Here is an 18468-nt window from a genome sequence, read left to right as displayed (position 1 = left end):
TACCAGGTGAAAACAACATGAGATTGAACAGGTACGTGACAATCACCAGATTACCGAAAGACTTAAAACAGACTTTCATCCGCAATCTCTACGCAACCGATTTCGCCCGGTGCAGAATTTTTGCCGCCATCCTGATTCCCGTTTTCATTTTAAATGTCATCGCTGATTTGTCAAATAAAGACAAGGGGCTCTGGAGCAATCCCGGTTACTATGATCTCTTCATTATCCATTGCGCGACACTGGCGGCGATGGTATTTTTTGCCCTTGTTTTTTTCCTCTCCAGGCCGAAATCGGAAGCAGGCATCAACATCTTCCATAAAATAGCCGTCAATGGAATCTGCCTCGCCCTGATGTTAAGCGCGGTGGCGACAGCGGCGGCCGACCAGAAGATTCACGGCCAGATCACCGCCTATGTCATTTTCTCCTTCGGCATCAGCGCCTCAATCCTTTTTTCCCATTCCGCGAGTATCGTCATCCATGGTATTGCACTGGCGCTTTTTCTGATCGGGATATCCTACACCCAGACCGACTACAATCAGCTCTACGGCCATTATGCAAATGGAACAACCCTGACCTTGATATCCTGGGTCCTGACGCGGATCATGTACTCGGGCTTCAAGAAAAATTTTCTTCAGAATATCACCATCGATGATCAGAGGCATACGATCTCGGTAAAGACGCTGCTCAATGACGTGATATTCGACGCCATACCGGTGGGCCTGCTCAGGCTGATGCCGGACGGATCGATTCAGCAGCACAACAAAAAGCTGTTGGAGATATTGAACCTGGCAGAGCCCCTCAAAAACCTGAAGGAGGTGGTTGAACGGGGCTGGAAAATCCTGCGGCAGGACGGATCGGTGATGCCTGCCTCCGAATACCTCCTGGTGGATACCCTGTCGGAGATGAAAAGGATAGACAACCGTGACATCGGCATAATAACCCCCGGCAGCGAACCGGTCTGGATCAATCTCAACGTCTCGCCCGTCAGCCCCGAGGCGGGGGGCGGCGCCATGGCCGTGCTGATAGACGTCACCGAGAAGCGGTTAACGGGAGAAATGCTCGGCGCCGTGCACCGGCAGTCACCCGTTGCGATACTCATCATTGACGCCAATGAAACGCCGCCGCGGCTCCTCAGCATCAATCCCGCGGTGAAAACGATGTTCGGCGTCGATCACGAAGATGAATTCCTGTCGGACCTTCCGTCACTGCTCCCTGAAATCCAGCATAACGGCGCGGCGTCGGTCATCTTTTTTTACGAGATGTGCGACCGGGCCATGGAAGAGGGTCAGGTCCGCAGCGAGTTTGTCTTCAGGCACCGCGGCGGCGGAGAGGTCTTTTGCGAGATCAGCCTTGTCAGGATAACCCTGGGGACCAAGTATCACCTTCTCGGCATCATATCGGACCTCACCGAGATCAAGGAAAAACAGAAGGAGCTGTATCTCAGGAATATCCTGCTCACGACACAGCAGGAGGTCTCACTTGACGGCGTCCTCATCGTCGACGGGGAAGGGAGCATCCTCTCGTACAACAGGCGGTTCGTCGACATGTGGAACCTTCCACTCACCGTGATTGAATCACGGTCGGCCCGGCAGGTGCAGCAGTCAATGCTGGAAAACTGTGTTGACCCGGAAGAAGTCACCGGCAAGATACGCTACCTGAACCGGAACCGCTCCGAGACAAGCCGCGACAAAATCCTCCTGAAAGACGGCCACACCTTCGACCGCTACTCAGCCCCGATGATAGACGACGAAGGCGACTATTACGGGCGCGTCTGGTACTTCCGGGACATCACGGAGTTGGAATCGGCGACCGAGGCACTGCTCGACTCGGAGCGCCGCCTGGCCGATATCATCGACTTCCTCCCCAACGCCACCTTCGTCATCGACCGCGAGGGAAGGGTCACCGCGTGGAACAGGGCAATGGAAAACATAACAGGAGTTAAACGTAACGGCATCATCGGCAAGGGAGACCACGAGTACTCCCTTCCATTCTACGGGGAGCGGCGCCCCGTCCTGATCGACCTCGTGTTCGCCTCGGAAGAGGAGCTTGACACCAGCTACAAGCACGTCCAGCGCGAGGGCGATATCCTGACCGCCGAGTCCTTTATTCCGATGCTGGGAACGAACGGGATCATCCTTATCGGATTCGCGTCGGCCCTCCGCGATTCGCAGGGGAACATCATCGGCGCCATTGAATCGATCCGCGACATCACCGAGATACGGCGGGCCGAAAAAGAACTGAAGGAGGCCAGGGACGCGGCGGAGGCGGCCAACAGGTCAAAGAGCGATTTCCTGGCCAACATGTCCCACGAGATCAGGACCCCGATGAACGCCATCGTCGGCATGTCGCACCTGGCTCTCAAGACCAGCCTCAATCCTCGGCAGCGGGACTACCTGGGAAAAATCGACCGGGCGGCGCACAGCCTTCTCCATATCATAAACGACATCCTGGACTTTTCCAAGATCGAGGCCGGAAAGCTCGACATGGAGCAGATCCCGTTCAACCTCGACGACGTGATGGGAAACCTCTCAACGGTCGTCAGCGTCAAGGCCCAGGAGAAGGGTCTCGAACTGATCTTTGACACGCAGGCGGACATACCCAACCTCTTGATCGGCGACCCCCTGCGCCTCAACCAGGTGCTGGTCAACCTCTGCAGCAACGCGGTCAAATTCACCGAAAAAGGGGAGATCGTGGTCAGGTCGCGGCTCCTCCGTCGGTCGGATGACTCGGTCCATGTCGAATTCACGGTCTCGGACACCGGAATCGGCATGACTGACGAACAGATGGGTAAGCTGTTCCAGTCCTTTTCACAGGCCGACAGCTCGACGACGCGAAAATACGGAGGCACCGGCCTGGGCCTTTCCATATCGCGCCGCCTCGTGGAAATGATGGGCGGGGCCATATCGATGGAAAGCACCTTCGGCGCCGGAAGCGTTTTCAGGTTCAACGCGGCCTTCCGGGTCCAGAAAGGATCGGAAGCGCCCATAGACAAGAAGGTCGTTGAGCTCCGGGGCATGCGGGTACTCGTGGTCGATGACAACCAGAGCTCGCGGCAGATACTGAAGGACATGATGGAGCGCCTCGATTTCAAGGTCTCTGTGTGCCCCTCCGGGGATGACGCCATCAGGGAGCTGGAACGGGCGTCCGGGACGGGCGCCGGTTACGACCTGGTGCTCATGGACTGGAAGATGCCCGGCATGGACGGCCTGGAGGCCAGCCGGAGGATCAAGGCCGATCCGAACCTGTCGAAAATCCCGACGATTGTCATGGTGACGGCCTATGGATCCGAGGGGCTCCTGAACAGCGCAGAGGAGATCGGCATTGAAGGCTTCCTTATAAAACCGGTCAGTCCCTCCACCGTCATCGACACCCTGATGAACATCTTCCTCCGCAGAGACGAAGCCGTCCAGGGCCACCGGCGGAGCCGCGCCGGCAAAGACCCGGCGGAGATCGTCAGGGACATCCGCGGCGCCAGGATCCTCCTGGCCGAGGACAACGACCTGAACCAGCAGGTCGCCATCGAGCTTCTCGAAGGGGCCGGGCTCTCCGTCACCCTGGCCGTCGACGGCAGGGACGCGGTTGAAAAAATGAAGGCCGATTTCCACGCCGTGCTGATGGACATGCAGATGCCCGTCATGGACGGATACGAGGCGACCCGCATCATCAGGTCAAGGCCCGAATTTGACGGCATCCCGATCATAGCCATGACCGCCAACGCCATGGAGCAGGACCTTGACAGGGCCCGCGAAGCGGGGATGGTGTCCCACGTGGCCAAACCGGTCGATCCGGAGAAGCTGTACGGCACCCTCGTCGAATTCATCAAGCCTGATCCGGACAAACCCTTTGACGTGAAGCCCGATGAAGGCTCGTTTCACTCGTTCCATGCGGATGCTTCAGCCCTGCCGGAACAGCTCCCCGGCATTGATATCGATGACGGCCTCACCCACCTTGCCGGAAACGCCGCGGCCTACATCAGGCTGCTGCGCCAGTTCCCCGAGCGGCAGGGGTCCTGCGTAGAATCGATACGCTCGCTCATCGCCCACGGGGAACAGGCCGAGGCGGTGCGATTCGCCCATTCGCTTAAATCGGTGGCGGGCAACCTCGGCGCGAAGGAGCTTCACGCCGCCTCCCGTGACGCGGAGTTCGCCCTCAAGCACGGCCGCGACGCGGGGATGAAGCTGGACCTGATGGAACGGGCCCTCTCGGAGGTCGTGACCGGCCTGGAATCATGGATCGCGGCCGCGAAGGAAACGCGGCGCCAAGGCCCGGCGGCGATCGACGTCGGCCGCCTGATGGAGCGCGCCGATGCCCTTGAGGCCCTCCTCAGGAACGACGATATCTCATCCATCGCCGTCATTTCCGAGATATACGACATGGACATCCCGGACCTTCATGATCTTCTCACCACCATGAAGAAAAAGGCTGAAAACTACGACTTCGAATCGGTTCTGGAGCATATGACAGAATTGAAAAACCGTATCGATAATTTACCAATGGATTAGCGAGGCACCAATGACTGCAACCGGGAAAAACATTCTCATCGTAGACGACACGCCGGAAAATATAACGGCCCTGAGCGCCATTCTGGCCCCCTTTGGAAAGATCAAAGCCGCGACGAGCGGCGAAAAAGCGCTGAAGATATGCGCGGGCGATCCCAGGCCGGACCTGGTATTCCTTGATATCCTGATGCCGGAAATGGACGGGTGGGAAGTACTCGGGAGGCTCAAGGCCGATCCCGCCACCGCGGCCATACCGGTCATATACGTGACCGCCCTGGCGAGCGACGAGGACCGGGAGAAAGCCACGTCCCTCGGAGCGGCCGGGTTCATCACCAAGCCCCTTGATCCGGAAGCGATACGCCGCCTTGTGACATCAATGATATAACACCAGACAGGAGTCTTATACTATGGATGCGGAACAGCTGCAGCCCTCTCTCCTCATTGTCGACGACACGCCGGAAAACATATCGGTATTGAGCGGCGTTCTTTCAGATTTCTACCTCATCAAGGCGGCCACGTCGGGGAAAAAGGCCCTCAGCATCTGCGACGGCGACTCCCCGCCCGACATCATCCTCCTCGACGTGATGATGCCGGAGATGGACGGGCACGAGGTCTGCCGGAGGCTGAAAGGCAGCGAGAAAACGCGCCATATCCCGGTCATCTTCGTGACGGCGGTGACCGACGCACAGAACGAGGCCCTCGGCTTTGAGCTGGGCGCGGTGGATTATATCACCAAGCCGATAAGCCCGCCCGTGGTGATCCAGCGGGTGAAGCTTCATCTTGAGCTGGCCCGGGCGCGGAAAAAGATCGAGGACCTGAGCAGGCAGTACTCGACATACATCTCGCCGCAGCTCGCCCGGAGCATCCGCGACGGCGAAATCACGGCATCCATCGGCAGCAGTCGCAAGAAGCTGACGGTGTTCTTTTCCGACATAAAGGACTTCACGAGGCAGACCGAAAAGCTCGAGCCGGAGGACATGACCTATCTGCTCAACCACTATTTCGACACCATGACCGGGATCGTCCACGCGTACAGGGGAACGCTGGACAAGTATATCGGCGACGCCATACTGGTGTTCTTCGGGGACCCGGCCACCCAGGGCGTCAGGGAAGACGCGGAGGCGTGCATCCGCATGGCCCTGGCCATGCAGGAGGCCATCGGGACCCTGCAGAGCGCCTGGCAATCAAAGGGTATCGCCCTCCCCCTGCAGGTCCGCATGGGGATAACCACGGGATTCTGCACCGTCGGGAACTTCGGAAGCTCCACCCAGCTGGCCTACACCATCATGGGCACGCCGGTAAACCTGGCGTCGCGCCTGCAGAGCCAGGCGAAGCCGGGCGGGATCATGATATCGGAAGAGACCTACCAGCTCGTCAAGGACCAGTTTGAATGCGTGGCGCAGCCACCCATCGACGTTAAGGGGATATCGTACCCGGTGCAGGCCTATGAAGTGATGTCTGCCGCGTCTGCCGGCACCTGTTCACTTCAATCCGACCACTGCCATATCCGCATCGACACGGATTCCCTCAACGATGAGGAGCGGTCACGGATCAAGGCCTTCCTGTCGGAGATGAGCGGCAAGCTATAGCGGATAAGCCGCGCCCCGAAGGGTGCGGCTATTTCCCATCCTCCTCCATCAACCTTTCCGTCAGCCTCTCCTTGAGCGAGACGAGCTCCTCCGGAGGGACATCCTCCGGCCGGTCGTAGGCAGCGCACAGGTCAAGGACCTCGGCGATGTCGTTGATCAGGAGGCTGTAATAGTACCAGTCGCCCATGAGGCGCGCGGCGAACAGCACCTGCCGGTCCGTGAGGTCGTCCCAGGCCGGGCAGTAAAAATTTCTGCAAGTGCCGATGAAAAAAGATTCGACGTCCCCTCCCCGGTCGTCTTCTCCGTAGAGGAGACAGCAGACCACCCCCGGCTCCGACGGGTCCATGCCCACGTGGGAACACTGGATCGCGTCATGAAAGAGCTTTTCGGCGCAGGCGATGTCCTGGTGGAGCGCCGGGCCCGCAGCGCCTCCGCGGCCCCGCCCGTCGAAGAGCTCCTCGATCTCCTCCGGAGCCATGGAATAGTTGTGGCTGCCGCAGCAGAAGGCGCAGGAGGCGCCATGGCCCGGCCGGCACCGGTTGACCCTGTTCGCGTAATATTCTATCATGGCGCCTATCCGCGGGGCCCCGTCAGCCCAGGGCCACGTCAAGGAACATCATGACGGCGAAACCGAGCATGGCCCCGATGGTGGAAAGGTCCGTGTTCCTGTCCTGCTGTGACTCCGGGATCAGCTCCTCCACCACGACGTAGATCATGGCGCCGGCCGCAAAGGAGAGGGCGTAGGGAAGGATCGGCCTGGCGGCCATCACCAGGAGGGCGCCGCACACACCCGAGACCGGCTCCACGAACCCCGAAAGCTGCCCGTACCAGAAGCTTTTCAGCCTCGACAGGCCCTCCCGCCGCAGCGGTATTGACACGGCCGCCCCCTCCGGAAAGTTCTGGAGGCCTATGCCGAGGGCCAGGGCGACCGCCCCGGCGATCGACGCGGACGGCAGCCCGGCGGCGATGGCGCCGAAGGCGACGCCCACGGCGAGTCCTTCCGGTATATTGTGGATCGTGACGGCCAGGACAAGGAGTATGCTCCGGCGCAGGGAGGTCTTCACGCCTTCCGCTTCATCCATGGGTAGGCCCAGGTGGAGGTGCGGCATGACCCTGTCGATCAGGAGCAGGAAGGCCCCGCCCGCGAGAAAGCCGATTACGGCGGGAAGCCACGGCGGCACGCCGTCAGCCCCGGCCATTTCGATGGCCGGGCTCAGGAGGGACCAGAAACTGGCGGCAATCATCACCCCGGCCGCAAAGCCGAGCATCGCGTCCAGGACACGCCTGTTGATCGTTTTAAAGAAAAAGACCATGGACGCGCCGAGGGCCGTAACGCCCCAGGTAAAAAGGGTGGCGAAGAGCGCCATGAGCACCGGATTAAATTCTTTCAACAGGTCTGTAAGCATACTGATACCCCCTGCGCGGTCAATGATCGGAAGACGCGTCAAAGCATTCTTCTTCAGGAAATTTTTTTCAAGCAGTTAATATGCAGATGTCTGAAAAACCGGCCATGCTACGCTCCCCCGGCCTCCAGCAGGGAACGCACCAGGTTGAGGGTCGTGTACTGGCCGTCGGTGAGCCGGGCAAAGTCATGCTCCCCGCCGAACAGTTCCTTCATGATATCCTCCGGACCCATGCCTTCGCCCTTCAGCCGCTTCGCGGACCCGGCAAGGCCGGTCAGATAATCGACGCTCGCTCCAAGGGCGGCGCGGCCGTTTTCCACGATCTTGCCCACGGAGGTGAACAGGACGTGGCGCCCGGCGGGAACCTCCATGATCCTTCTCATGGACGCGATGGTCTGACCGATGTTCTCTTCCGGCCGTATGAACTTGGGCTTTTCCCGAGAAAAGATATCGCCGGTGAAGAACCATCCCCGGGCCGGCTCCGCGAGGGCGATATGGCCGGCGCTGTGGCCCGGCGTTTCCATCACCGTGAAGGAGCAGTGTTCGGTCCTGATGATTTCCGGTACGGGCTCGACAACGGACGGCGCCGGATGGCCCCAGACCATTTCCTGGTACGGGAACAGCTCCTGCCGCTTCCCTATGAGCGGAACAGAGTCGGGATGGGCATAGACCGGGATGCCCAGGGCATTGATGATGTCGCGATTCCCCCCGACATGGTCCTCGTGAAAATGGGTATTGACCGCGAGCCTCACATCCTTCCCGGCCAGGAACGAGAGCAGCTCCTTCGAGGTGTAGCTGCACCCCGTGTCTATGAGAAGGCCGTCCACCAGGTATGCGGCCACCCAGTAAAGGGCCCTGCCGCCAATTTCCCTGCTCATCCGTATCTGTATTACCTCTTCAAAGACGCTTGATTCTATCATGGTGAACCGACTCCGCTCAGATTATAAGTTATTCAACATTTTCCCGACAAGCTCGAAAAGCTTAGACTTTTCATCCTGGCTGAAGCCGCGGAAAAGCCTCTCATTCATCGCGGCCGATATGCCCCACAATACGGGCCTGATCTTTTTCGCCCGCGCAGTGAGCCTGATCTTCACAAAGCGGCCGTCCTCAGCGCCTTTTACCTTGGCGACATAGCCCTTCTCCTCGAGCCGTGTGATCACCGACGACACCGTGGACTTGTCCTTTTCCGCGAACCGGGCCAGCTCCATCAGGGAGAGCGGGCCCTTCGTATCCAGGATAAAAAGGATATGGCCGTGCGACGGCGCGATGTCGTCGATGTCCTTCTCTGCCATTTCCTCCTCAAGAAAGGCGAAAATGCGCTGGCGGATTTTTGTCAGCGCATACAGAAAATTGTTCCGGTTCACTTCCATCAGGCACACAGCATCCTTTACAGGTTTTACGGCTCCACGCAGGGGGAATAATTAGTTTTGCACAAAACTATTTTTGCCAAAACATCCCGGTTTTGTCAAGAATTTCACCGGATAACAGGCTTATTCATTGGACTTTGGCCAATGGAGGGGAATGATCGGTCCGATACTTGAAAAAAACGGGTTTTATTTGTTGACTCAATACTCATCAAAATTTTCAATGAATAGGCCACGAATGGCATCAGCATCCATGGCCAGAAAGAAAATTTTTCCAGGGTGATACCATGAATAAAAAGAGATTTTTTATCGCGTCTGCGATAATCCTGACACTCATCGTCGTGTTCTTCATCGTGAGCGCGGCGCGGACCAACTATGAAGAGGTAAAAAAACCCTTCACGTTCCCGAGGGACCATGGCCTCCACTTTGTATACGCTGAATGGCTCTACTTCACCGGCGTCGTCAGGACCGACAGCGGGAAGGAATTCGGCTACGAGTTCACCATATTCCAGATGGGCAAGGTGCGCTGGTACCTCATGGACTTCGCATATGTGGGCCACGTGGCCGTGAGCGACCTGGACGCGAAGAAACACTACCTGGGCGAATACATCGCCCCCCTCTACTCGATAAAGCCTGACCGGACGAAAGCTGAGGTCAATATCGGGAAATTCAACTACGCTTACAACGATCCCAACGGTTTCGCCATAGCCGCGGACAGCAACGGCATCAAGCTGAACCTCAAGCTGAAATCGAAGCAGGGCGTCCTGCTCCACGGCGAGGACGGCGGCATTCTCATGGGAGACGACCGCGAATCGGCCTACTACTCCTTCACCGACCTGGCGACCGAGGGCACCATCGCCTACAACGGCAAGGAGCACAAGGTGGTCTCCGGGAGGACCTGGATGGACCACCAGTGGGGCAACTTCAAGATCCCGGGCATGCACTGGGACTGGTTCTCCATGCGCTTTGACGACGGCGGCGCCCTGATGCTCTTTAACATCAGGGACAAGAATGACAAGCCCCACCGTGTCGAATGGACCTACCGCGCCCCTGACGGCTCGGCCTCCTATGGGTCCAGCGCGACCATAACGGCGGCGCGCAAATGGCGGGACGACGCCGGAAAGGCCACCTATCCCGTGGACTGGACCATCGCGATTAAAGACCTCGACGCGCGGTTTACCGTGAAGCCCATCTTCGACGCACAGAGCATCCACCATGTCAAGACGCCCAGCTACTGGGAGGGACTCTGCACCGTTGACGGCTCCATAAAGGGCAAGCCGGTCAAGGGGAAAAACTATACCGAGATGACTTTTTATAACGACTGACGATCCACTCCCGCCAGTAAAAACCCCATGACCTGCCCATGGTATCATGGTCAGGTCATGGGGCCCGGCCGGGTTGCAATTATCGGGCCCCGCCGCATAAAGCTATTGACATCTTTCAATTATATCCTAAAGTGTTATTGGCCGGGCACGCATTGGATTTCCGCTGCCGGGCATCATGGTACGGTACAATGGACAGCGCCAACGCCAGAAATAAACAGGCCCTGCTGATAACAGGCAACTCCGCCCTTGGCTCCCATGCCAGATCGATGCTCGGCAAATACCGCATCACCGTCAATACCGAATATGAATCGCTGAACTCCATCACCGTGATCAAGAATTCCCTGAAGGAAACGCAAAACACGGTATTCATCAGAAAGTCCTTTACGCGCCTGATAAAGGACTGGGGGCCGCCGGCCATGTTGATCCTCGACTATCGGATCAACCTGGGCCCCGATTCGATCAACGATTCCGACCACAGGAAACTGCTGCGGACGTTTTTCATTTCCCTGGTCATCATGATGAAGAGAAACGAGCTGGGCGAAAACAGTATCGCCTTCGTCCTCATCACGGATCAGGCCGATTTCGCCGAAGCCGCGGCGTTCCAGAAAAATCCGGTATCGCTTCTCGACATCATGAAGTCGGACAACGAGGAGGTCAACACCCTCATAGCGGGCATAAAGAAGGATCCGGCCCAATTCAACCGGACATTCCGGATCGTGCCGATTCAGGGCGACTCCTTCGAAGCTTCTTTCGAAAAGACCGTAATCGCGCTTTCCACGGGAGAAGAAATCGAACATTCATCGGAACGGCCGGAAGAGAAGGATTCGGCCCCCCGGCAGGCCCAGGCCGCGAAAAAAAACTCGGCCGAAGCGCCCGTGGCCCATATCGTGTTCCGTGTCGACGACGCCACGGTGTACTGTGACGGAGTCCCGGTCGGCAAAGACAGGATCGCGTCATTCAGCTCCTTTTCCGCCGATCAGTTTTACGTCGTCGGCAGATGGGAGTATAAAAACCAGGCTGAGGTCGCCGGACAACTGAGTGACTCCATCGTGAAGGGCATAGGTGGCAGGCAATTTCACAAGAACGATGACGTGGTCATCAACATAGGAAACCTTTGCACCATAGACGCCACCATCATATCGTCGCTGGTGATGTTGTTGACAAAGAGCTTGTCGGGATTTACGAGAATCAGCATCGTGGTGGGCTACGATAATGCCGCAGTTCTGGAAAAAGGATCAGGCTATATTCTGATAAAAAAATTCATCCGCCATTCATACTAAAAACAAGCTGCCCGGTGCGCGGGCCGTTCCTAGTTAAGCATCTCCTTGTTTATATACCGCCGTTCGAACTGTTCCTCAGTAACAAGGGTGAACAGCCCGTCCACCTGCATCAATGTGATGGTCATGAGCACTTCAGGATTGATATTATAGAGCACCAGTTCTATATTATTGCTCTTTGCCTTTTTCAGATATTTCGTCAATTGCGAGACGGTCACGGAATCAAGAACAAGGAGCCTGCCGCAATCCACCGCTATGGTGATGGGATTCCTTTCCATGATCTCATCCAGAACGCTTTCAACGTTCATGATCCCGCATGAATTCATGTCCCCTTCCAGGTGCAGGATGATGATATTATCTATCATTTCAAATTCAACTTGTTTCATCGATCGATTTTCCATGATCCTGCAACGACCTTATTTTTTTCATTTTTTCCACGAACCTTTACCGGGGAAGGCATCATATTATTATGCGTTCCAAGATATGTTTCCATGAGATCCACTATTCTATCATGGATTTTAATCATTATTGCGGTTAACATTCCCATTATTCTCCTCTTTAAGTTCATTATAATAATAGTAAGAAACAAAGTCAATTATTAAATCCCATACAGATGGGTTTTTTTAATAATACATATTATGTGTTTAATTTATATTAATTTTTATATATAAAACTTTCTGCAAAGCTTAATTATTATCAATGTTTCCAATGGCATCATTAAAAATTTTTCTCAAGAATTGACAGTAAAAACCGTTAATAGTAAATAGGGGATAATATGTATGCAACTTGTAAAACTACCAGTGGGAATCCTGACCTGCATTTCACTAGCAATGGCATGGGGCCATCTCACCGCACAGTCCTTCTCATCCTATGAACCGCCTAAGAATATCGGCTCTCCGGTGAACAGCACCAGGAACGATTTCGCGCCGGCCATCAGTCCCGACGGGAGCTACATGATATTCAATTCAAACAGGAACGGCAAGTACCAGGACCTCTATATCACCTGCCTGAAGGACGGTGCATGGAGCGATCCGGTTCCGCTGGAACAGCTCAATTCTCCCTTCAACGACGAGACGCCCTTCATCTCGGCCGACGGCACGATCCTCCTGTTTTCTTCGGACCGTGACGGGAGCGTCGAGATGCCCCCCGACAGCCGCAACCAGATAAAAGTATCCTTTGACCTGTACTGGTCCAGGCGGGTGAACGGCCAATGGTCGGCGCCGGAACCCCTTCCCGGGGACGTGAACACCCGGTTCCATGAAAAAACGCCGAGCCTGAGCAGGGACGGTAAAACGATCTATTACAGCACCTGGCTCTTCGGCGACATGAGCAGGAGCGCCCTGGTGCAGGCGGAGTTTCGCGACGGCAGGTTCGTGAATTCCAGGCCCCTCCCTACCCCCTTCAACAGCGGGTTCCAGGATGTGGCCCTCATCCCGGCCGAAGACCTGAAGGGATTCTTTTTCGCCTCCAACAGGAACGACAGCATCGGCAAGTTCGACATCTACTTCGTGTCGTATAAAGACGGGAAATTCGGCGCGCCTCAGAACCTGGGGGACAGGGTCAACGGCGCGGAAAACGAGATATACCTGTCCCGGGCCGACCAGAGGTACTACCTCTGCTCAGACCGGCCCGGGGGCTCCGGCCTCTTCGACCTTTATTCATCCTTCGTCTTCACAAAGGACGCGGCCTTCGAGACCCGGGCCATCCATTTCGATTTCAACGAGGCCGTGATCCGGAAAGAATCATACCCCTATCTTGACGCCCTCTTCCAGTTCATCAAGGAGCACGGCGATACGAACGTCGAGATCATCGGCCACACGGACCTCCACGGCACCGACGACTACAACAACCGGCTGAGCCGCGCAAGGGCCGAAGCGGTGAAAAAGTACCTCACGGAAAAAGGCCTCGATGCCGGGCGTTTCAGCATCAAGGGAGCCGGCAAAACCCAGCCCGTGGTTAACCGGACCGGCAAGGACTATGACGAGCTGAACAGGCGCACGGAATTCAGGATAATAAAAAAATAAGGGCCGCCCCTCCATGGCCGCGGCATGCCCCTGACGATCCAAACCGCCATAAAGGCGGAAGGTCTTCGCATCACAGGACGAATTCGGCATTTCATATTGTATACAATCAGCGGCTCCCGAGGTTTCAATGTTGACCTTTCCGCCAATTCAGCGCCATGGCCGCACAGGACAATGATCCGCCTCAGAACCGCTGCAATCAAAAATAGTTTGATTTTTTTTCTGACTGATATTGAATGTCGTAAACCCGTGAAATTATCATCAGAGCCATGATCGCCGTCACCGCGGCATGGGCGCGGTGTCAGGACCCATATGATAATAGAAATAAAAAAACTCCAGTACCTGATCAACAAGTACACGGACGAATTCAACTGCTTCTATCTGCATGATACCGTCATCGAGGGAAAAAAGTACAGGGCGGGCTCCGAGGTGCTGCTGCTCCACGCGAACCAGCTCCAGAAAAACGGCGTCAAAGAGCTGGACGTGCGATACGATGTCACCCTGTACGAGTACCTCATCCGCGAATACCCGGTGGAATACCGCCGGCCCGTACGCTGGGTCGATTCCGTAACGATGGAGAAGCTCCTGGCCGAACTCGACCTGATAAACGCGCAGTCGAAACGCAAACGATTCTTCCAGATCATCGGCGATATCTATTGGAACGACGGGAGGCAGTCCCAGCAGGAGATCGTTTTCAGGCACGGCGAAAGACTCGACCTCCACAAATGGAAGGGAAATAAGATATATGTCGAGGCGTCCCAGAAATTCTTCCTCCGCAGCTCGGAAAACGGCATCATACTGTACGGATCCATACAGTCCAATGAATACGCCGAGAGGGACGGTTACCGGAAGAGCATCGACCTGGTCGGATCGATGCTGTCGCACAAGTTCGACAAGAAATTCGAGATATCGCCCGATTTCATTCCGAACAAGGACGTGTACCGGGTGGAGGAACCGGGCAGGCTGGCCGAGGAATACATCGGCACCAATGCAAGGCTTGTCGCCTTCAGCGAGGCGCTGACCAACGCGGACAAGGAGGCGCTCCTTCAGGTGAAGCGCCATGATCCCTTTGTGCGGATGATGGTGATTCCGCCCCTCAGTCCCGACACCATCGACGACGTCCTCATCCAGCTGAAGATGGTCTACAACACCGACCGGTGGAAAAAATAATTGCTCTGCGGGGGCTTTCCAAGGGGCTTCGCCCCTTAGACCCAAGAGGAATACGGCTATGCGACAGAAATAGCTATTCGGAAGTACTAGCCGAAGAGACGGGCGAAAATGCCTTTTTTATTTTTTGATTTTCCTTTTTTCTTCCCCTTCGAGCGGGCGGGAGCCTTCTTCTTTTTGACGGCTGTCTTTTTCACCGCCTTCTTCACGGTTTTTTTCTTCACCGCTTTCTTTTTGACGGCTTTCTTTGCGGGCGATTTCTTTTTCGCGGCCTTCGGGGATTTCTTTTTTACCGCTTTCTTCTTTTTCCCGGCGGGAGCCTTGATCTCCGATGGTGCGACCCTGAAGTAGGTCTTGTGGAAATTCCGTTTTTTAAAGGACTGGATGGCCCTCGTGACCAGGTCATCGGTTGAAATGGCGTGATAGGACGATTCGATAAAATCAAAGCAGAGATGGGCAAGGCCGCACCGCAGGTAGCTGGAAAGCTTTTCCTGGGGCGCCCCCTGGCGGTAGAGGACCATGAGCCACTTCCTGAGCTGCTGATCCCCGCGGTCAAAGGTCTCCTCGGAAAGGATCTTTCCGGTCTTTCTCACGTGGGTGTTGAGCATGGCGTGGACCTTCTTGTAGTCATCCATGTACGCGGGATCGATGATTCCCTCCTCCATCAGCTTCTTATCAAGAGCTATAACGAACTTAACCTCGGCCATACCGTCTCTCCTTTCCCGTGATGTATTTCAGCAGTATTACACGAAGGCGGCAAAAACTTCAATAACAAATCGTGTCAGTAGTCGATCTTCACGATCTTCACCCTTTTTTCCTTCCCCTTGACCTCGATGGAGGGCCGCCCGGCCACGGCGTATTTTTTCTTCGCCCGGTCGAATAGGTCCTGCGAAACGAAGATCTCCCCGGCCCCGGCGGCGGAGCAGAGCCGCGACGTCAGGTTCACCGCATCGCCGACGCAGGCGAAATCCATCCTGAACTTCGACCCGATATTGCCCGTCACGACGTCTCCCTCGTGGACCCCGATGCCCACCTCGAAGACCGGGAGGCCGGCCCCTGCTCTTTCGGCGTTGGTGCCGGCGACGCTCTTCATTATCTTTATCGCGGTGTCGATGGCCCTGTCGGCCCTCGTCTCCCCCGAGAAATGGGCCATGATCTGGTCGCCGACGAAATCGTCGATATCGCCCTTGTTGCCCTTGATGATGTTCGACTGGAGCTCGAGGTAATAATTGAGCACCTCGATGACGGTCTCCGGGTCGTTCTTCTCCGAGAACGACGTGAAGCCGCGGACGTCCGAGAAAATGAAGGCCAGTGTCTTTCTCCCGGTCACCCCGAGGTCAGGCCCGTTCTCGGCGGTCATGGACCCGCTGATCATGCTCCTCGTGGAGCGCGACACGAACTTCTCGAGATGGTACTTCGCCCTGATCTCGTCGATCATGTAGTTCGTGATGTCGCCGAGCCTGCCGATCTCGTCGTTGGAGGCGATCTCTATCTTTTCGTCGAGGTTGCCCCTGCTGACGGAAATGGCCCACTTCTCGAGCTTCTTGAGGTTCCTGACGCTGAAGTTGAGGACAACGAGGACCGCCGCGCAGCCGACGGCGATCATGACCAGGGCGATCTTCATGATCAGCTCGATGTTCCCGGTGGGAACCTTCCTGAACGAGTCCACGTTGAAGACCACGGCCAGGACGCCGAGCCTCCTGCTCTCCTCGACCCGGGCTGCAAGGCCGCGGATCCGCGACTGTATGAGGTCGTCGATCTCCTTGGCCCTGGCTGAAGCGTCGTCGCGGTAGGCCTTCATTTTGTCCTCTTTCAGGGCGAAAAGCCAGCGGTCGTTCCAGAGCCACCTCTCCCGGGGAAGGATCCTCCTGTTCCTGGAGGTCATGCAGTGATTGAACAGAGCCAGGAAGAGAAAATCGACATCATACACCTTCGAGACCCTCGGGGCCTCCGTCCTCCCTTTCGGCTTACCCTTATCCCTGCTTGCCGCCGCCGGATCAAAGTCCTTGCCGAGGAGATCCCTGTGCCTGCTCCACAGGTAGAAGTAGATCCGGCTTTTTCTCCCCTTGCCCGCCCCGTGGTATTCGCCATAGAAGCGGTTGAAGTCCTGCAGAATGTTGACCGTTTCGCCCTTGTGGAGCAGTATCGGATAGGTAAGCGCCCGGTAGCTGGCGGCGCGCGTTTTTTTCTTTTTGGGTTCCTTCACTTGCTCCGTGTAATCCGTGGATACCAGCTTTTCCTCTTTCTGCAGAAGCCCCCCCCTGATGTAGGGCGGCACGTCCCTGCGGCGGTAATCCCAGGGGCTGGTGCTGAACCTGGTCCTGCCGGACTCATCGGTGAGAATGATCTTTACTATGTCGTCATTGTAGGTCAAAAAATTCTGGGATTCACGCTGGATGATCTGGTACTTGGTCTGCAGCTCCTCCGCCGTGGTCTTATTGGTCTTGTCGAGATAGAACTCCGCCGGGCCGGTGAGGATATGGGTGAGGGACCGCGCCTTGGCGCTCTTCTCACTCTCCACGAGGCGGCGGTTATTGAAGTACATGACGACCGCGAGGATCGACACGACGACGATCATCACCAGGGCGAGGAGCCCCAGGACCCTGCTCCTCAGGCCGAAATAGACCTCCCGGACATTGACGAGATCGCCGATCTCCCTGTTCTGTTTGAAGATAACATTGAGGAGACGCTTATGAAGAGGCTGTTGTTTTGATGATGCCAATCAATCACCTTGAATATTTCGAGATCCCCCTCCCTTGATGGGAGGGGAAAGGGGAGGGTGATCATATCGCGTCACGCCTAATAATGCATTCACCCCCACCTCGATCCTCCCCCATCAAGGGGGAGGGAGAATCGCATCATGTTAGAATGTTTGTATTTTAAAAAAGTTCACACATCCACGTCAAGAGAATAATTTACATCAATACCGCGGGAGCTTACGCGCCCGGATACGATTAATGGGATTGAAAATGAACGTGAGGGCGCTGCGGGGCGACTCCGGCACCATGAGCTGTGGCATGCGGTAGAGGGAGGAGCTCACGGCGCCGGCGCCGTTCATCTTCAAAAAATGATAGGCGGCGTTGATGAAGAAGTCCCGCGGGAATATCCCCCTCAGGCCGGCAAAGCCGCACTCGCGCAGGCCGTCGCGGATGAAGGTGACGCAGCTGCGGGTGATGATGCTGAAATCGCGGTATTCCTCGGGGCGGCGCGGGTCGGGCCTGCTCACGATCTCCGCCAGCATCTCCCTGTACAGGCCCGCGAGGCGGCCGGCGTCGATGCCGGTGATGCGCAGAACATGGATGGTCCGCATGAAATTCCTGCCGAACTTGTCATAGTAGGGGCGCGCGGGATCATCGACATTGAAACGCCCCGTCAGGGGATGGGGGGCGAACTCGCCCAGGGCGGGCCGGTAAAAATATTCCTCCTCCGAGATGATCTCATTCTCGTTGATGAGATGGGAGAAATTGAATATCTCGCCGCTGACGTTGACCGCCAGGTGCCCAACGATGGATAGGGGATACTTCACCAGCCGCTCATTGTAGTAGAGCTCCACAGAGGGCTCCCCCGACCACTCCCGGTACGGCCAGAGGACAAGGATGTTCCTCCCGGTCCCGTACTCCCGCTGGGGAAGGCGGCGGGCATTGACCTTTTTCCCCAGCCAGTGGGTCACGTATCCCTCCCAGATAGTTTCGTCCCCGCAAAGCCTGCGTCCCCTTTCGCCGAGGAGATAGGTCCTGCCGTTTTGTCTGGTCAGTATGCCGGTATGGATTTCCTGTTTCATGTCGGGTCCTGTTCAGAGCCGGATGGATTGGGCCGCCGCGTT

Annotated in this window: 16 protein-coding genes; 7 read left to right on the top strand and 9 right to left on the bottom strand. The window is 56.5% G+C overall.

Annotated elements, in window-relative coordinates; translation table 11 throughout:
• Positions 1–17 precede the first annotated feature (17 nt).
• Genes KA369_10525 through KA369_10515 form a run of 3 tightly spaced genes read left to right on the top strand, consistent with a single transcriptional unit; the run spans position 18 to position 6088 of the window.
• Complete coding sequence (locus tag KA369_10525; protein ID MBP7736395.1) at positions 18–4502, top strand: response regulator; 4485 nt, start codon at positions 18–20, stop codon at positions 4500–4502.
• A gap of 10 nt (positions 4503–4512) precedes the next feature.
• Positions 4513–4884 carry a response regulator gene (locus KA369_10520; GenBank protein ID MBP7736394.1) on the top strand — a complete coding sequence of 124 codons (372 nt, stop codon included), beginning with the start codon at positions 4513–4515 and terminating at the stop codon, positions 4882–4884.
• 22 nt (positions 4885–4906) lie between these two features.
• A complete protein-coding gene (locus KA369_10515; protein MBP7736393.1) occupies positions 4907–6088 on the top strand; it encodes a response regulator in 1182 nt (393 codons plus the stop codon).
• 28 nt (positions 6089–6116) lie between these two features.
• Here KA369_10515 and KA369_10510 read toward each other — a convergent pair whose 3' ends face one another.
• From KA369_10510 to KA369_10495, 4 genes are all read right to left on the bottom strand, one after another.
• Entirely contained in the window at positions 6117–6656 is a 540-nt protein-coding gene (locus KA369_10510) for a hypothetical protein (GenBank protein ID MBP7736392.1), read from the bottom strand.
• A gap of 22 nt (positions 6657–6678) precedes the next feature.
• Positions 6679–7494: a ZIP family metal transporter gene (locus KA369_10505; protein MBP7736391.1), complete on the bottom strand. Its 816-nt coding sequence runs from the start codon at positions 7492–7494 to the stop codon at positions 6679–6681.
• A gap of 107 nt (positions 7495–7601) precedes the next feature.
• Complete coding sequence (locus KA369_10500) at positions 7602–8411, bottom strand: MBL fold metallo-hydrolase (GenBank protein MBP7736390.1); 810 nt, start codon at positions 8409–8411, stop codon at positions 7602–7604.
• A gap of 21 nt (positions 8412–8432) precedes the next feature.
• Positions 8433–8861, bottom strand: coding sequence for a MarR family transcriptional regulator (locus KA369_10495; GenBank protein MBP7736389.1), 429 nt, complete (start codon positions 8859–8861; stop codon positions 8433–8435).
• A gap of 281 nt (positions 8862–9142) precedes the next feature.
• On the opposite strand from KA369_10495, the gene KA369_10490 reads away from it, so the two are divergent.
• Together KA369_10490 and KA369_10485 are read left to right on the top strand one after the other, a co-directional pair.
• Complete coding sequence (locus KA369_10490; protein MBP7736388.1) at positions 9143–10180, top strand: hypothetical protein; 1038 nt, start codon at positions 9143–9145, stop codon at positions 10178–10180.
• 188 nt (positions 10181–10368) lie between these two features.
• Positions 10369–11460, top strand: coding sequence for a hypothetical protein (locus tag KA369_10485; GenBank protein MBP7736387.1), 1092 nt, complete (start codon positions 10369–10371; stop codon positions 11458–11460).
• A 29-nt stretch (positions 11461–11489) separates the two neighbouring features.
• On the opposite strand, the gene KA369_10480 is transcribed toward KA369_10485, so the two are convergent.
• Positions 11490–11843, bottom strand: coding sequence for an STAS domain-containing protein (locus KA369_10480; protein MBP7736386.1), 354 nt, complete (start codon positions 11841–11843; stop codon positions 11490–11492).
• Complete coding sequence (locus KA369_10475) at positions 11840–12004, bottom strand: hypothetical protein (GenBank protein ID MBP7736385.1); 165 nt, start codon at positions 12002–12004, stop codon at positions 11840–11842. Before KA369_10475 ends, KA369_10480 begins: the two co-directional genes overlap by 4 nt.
• Positions 12005–12236: 232 nt before the next feature.
• Between KA369_10475 and KA369_10470 the strand changes: the two genes are divergently transcribed.
• The gene (locus KA369_10470; GenBank protein ID MBP7736384.1) at positions 12237–13481 is read left to right on the top strand and encodes a PD40 domain-containing protein; all 1245 of its coding nucleotides are present in this window, start codon (positions 12237–12239) and stop codon (positions 13479–13481) included.
• A 309-nt stretch (positions 13482–13790) separates the two neighbouring features.
• Positions 13791–14648: a hypothetical protein gene (locus KA369_10465; GenBank protein ID MBP7736383.1), complete on the top strand. Its 858-nt coding sequence runs from the start codon at positions 13791–13793 to the stop codon at positions 14646–14648.
• A gap of 86 nt (positions 14649–14734) precedes the next feature.
• Here the strand turns inward: KA369_10465 and KA369_10460 are convergent, their stop codons facing one another.
• The 3 genes from KA369_10460 to KA369_10450 form a co-directional block, all read right to left on the bottom strand.
• Complete coding sequence (locus tag KA369_10460) at positions 14735–15352, bottom strand: hypothetical protein (protein ID MBP7736382.1); 618 nt, start codon at positions 15350–15352, stop codon at positions 14735–14737.
• Between the two features lie 74 nt (positions 15353–15426).
• Entirely contained in the window at positions 15427–17367 is a 1941-nt protein-coding gene (locus KA369_10455) for a HAMP domain-containing protein (GenBank protein MBP7736381.1), read from the bottom strand.
• Positions 17368–17565: 198 nt separating this feature from the next.
• Positions 17566–18426 carry a hypothetical protein gene (locus KA369_10450; GenBank protein ID MBP7736380.1) on the bottom strand — a complete coding sequence of 287 codons (861 nt, stop codon included), beginning with the start codon at positions 18424–18426 and terminating at the stop codon, positions 17566–17568.
• Positions 18427–18468 lie beyond the last annotated feature (42 nt).

Source organism: Spirochaetota bacterium, assembly GCA_017999915.1.
Lineage (GTDB): Bacteria > Spirochaetota > UBA4802 > UBA4802 > UBA5550 > RBG-16-49-21.
This window is presented reverse-complemented; position numbering and strand designations above follow the sequence as displayed.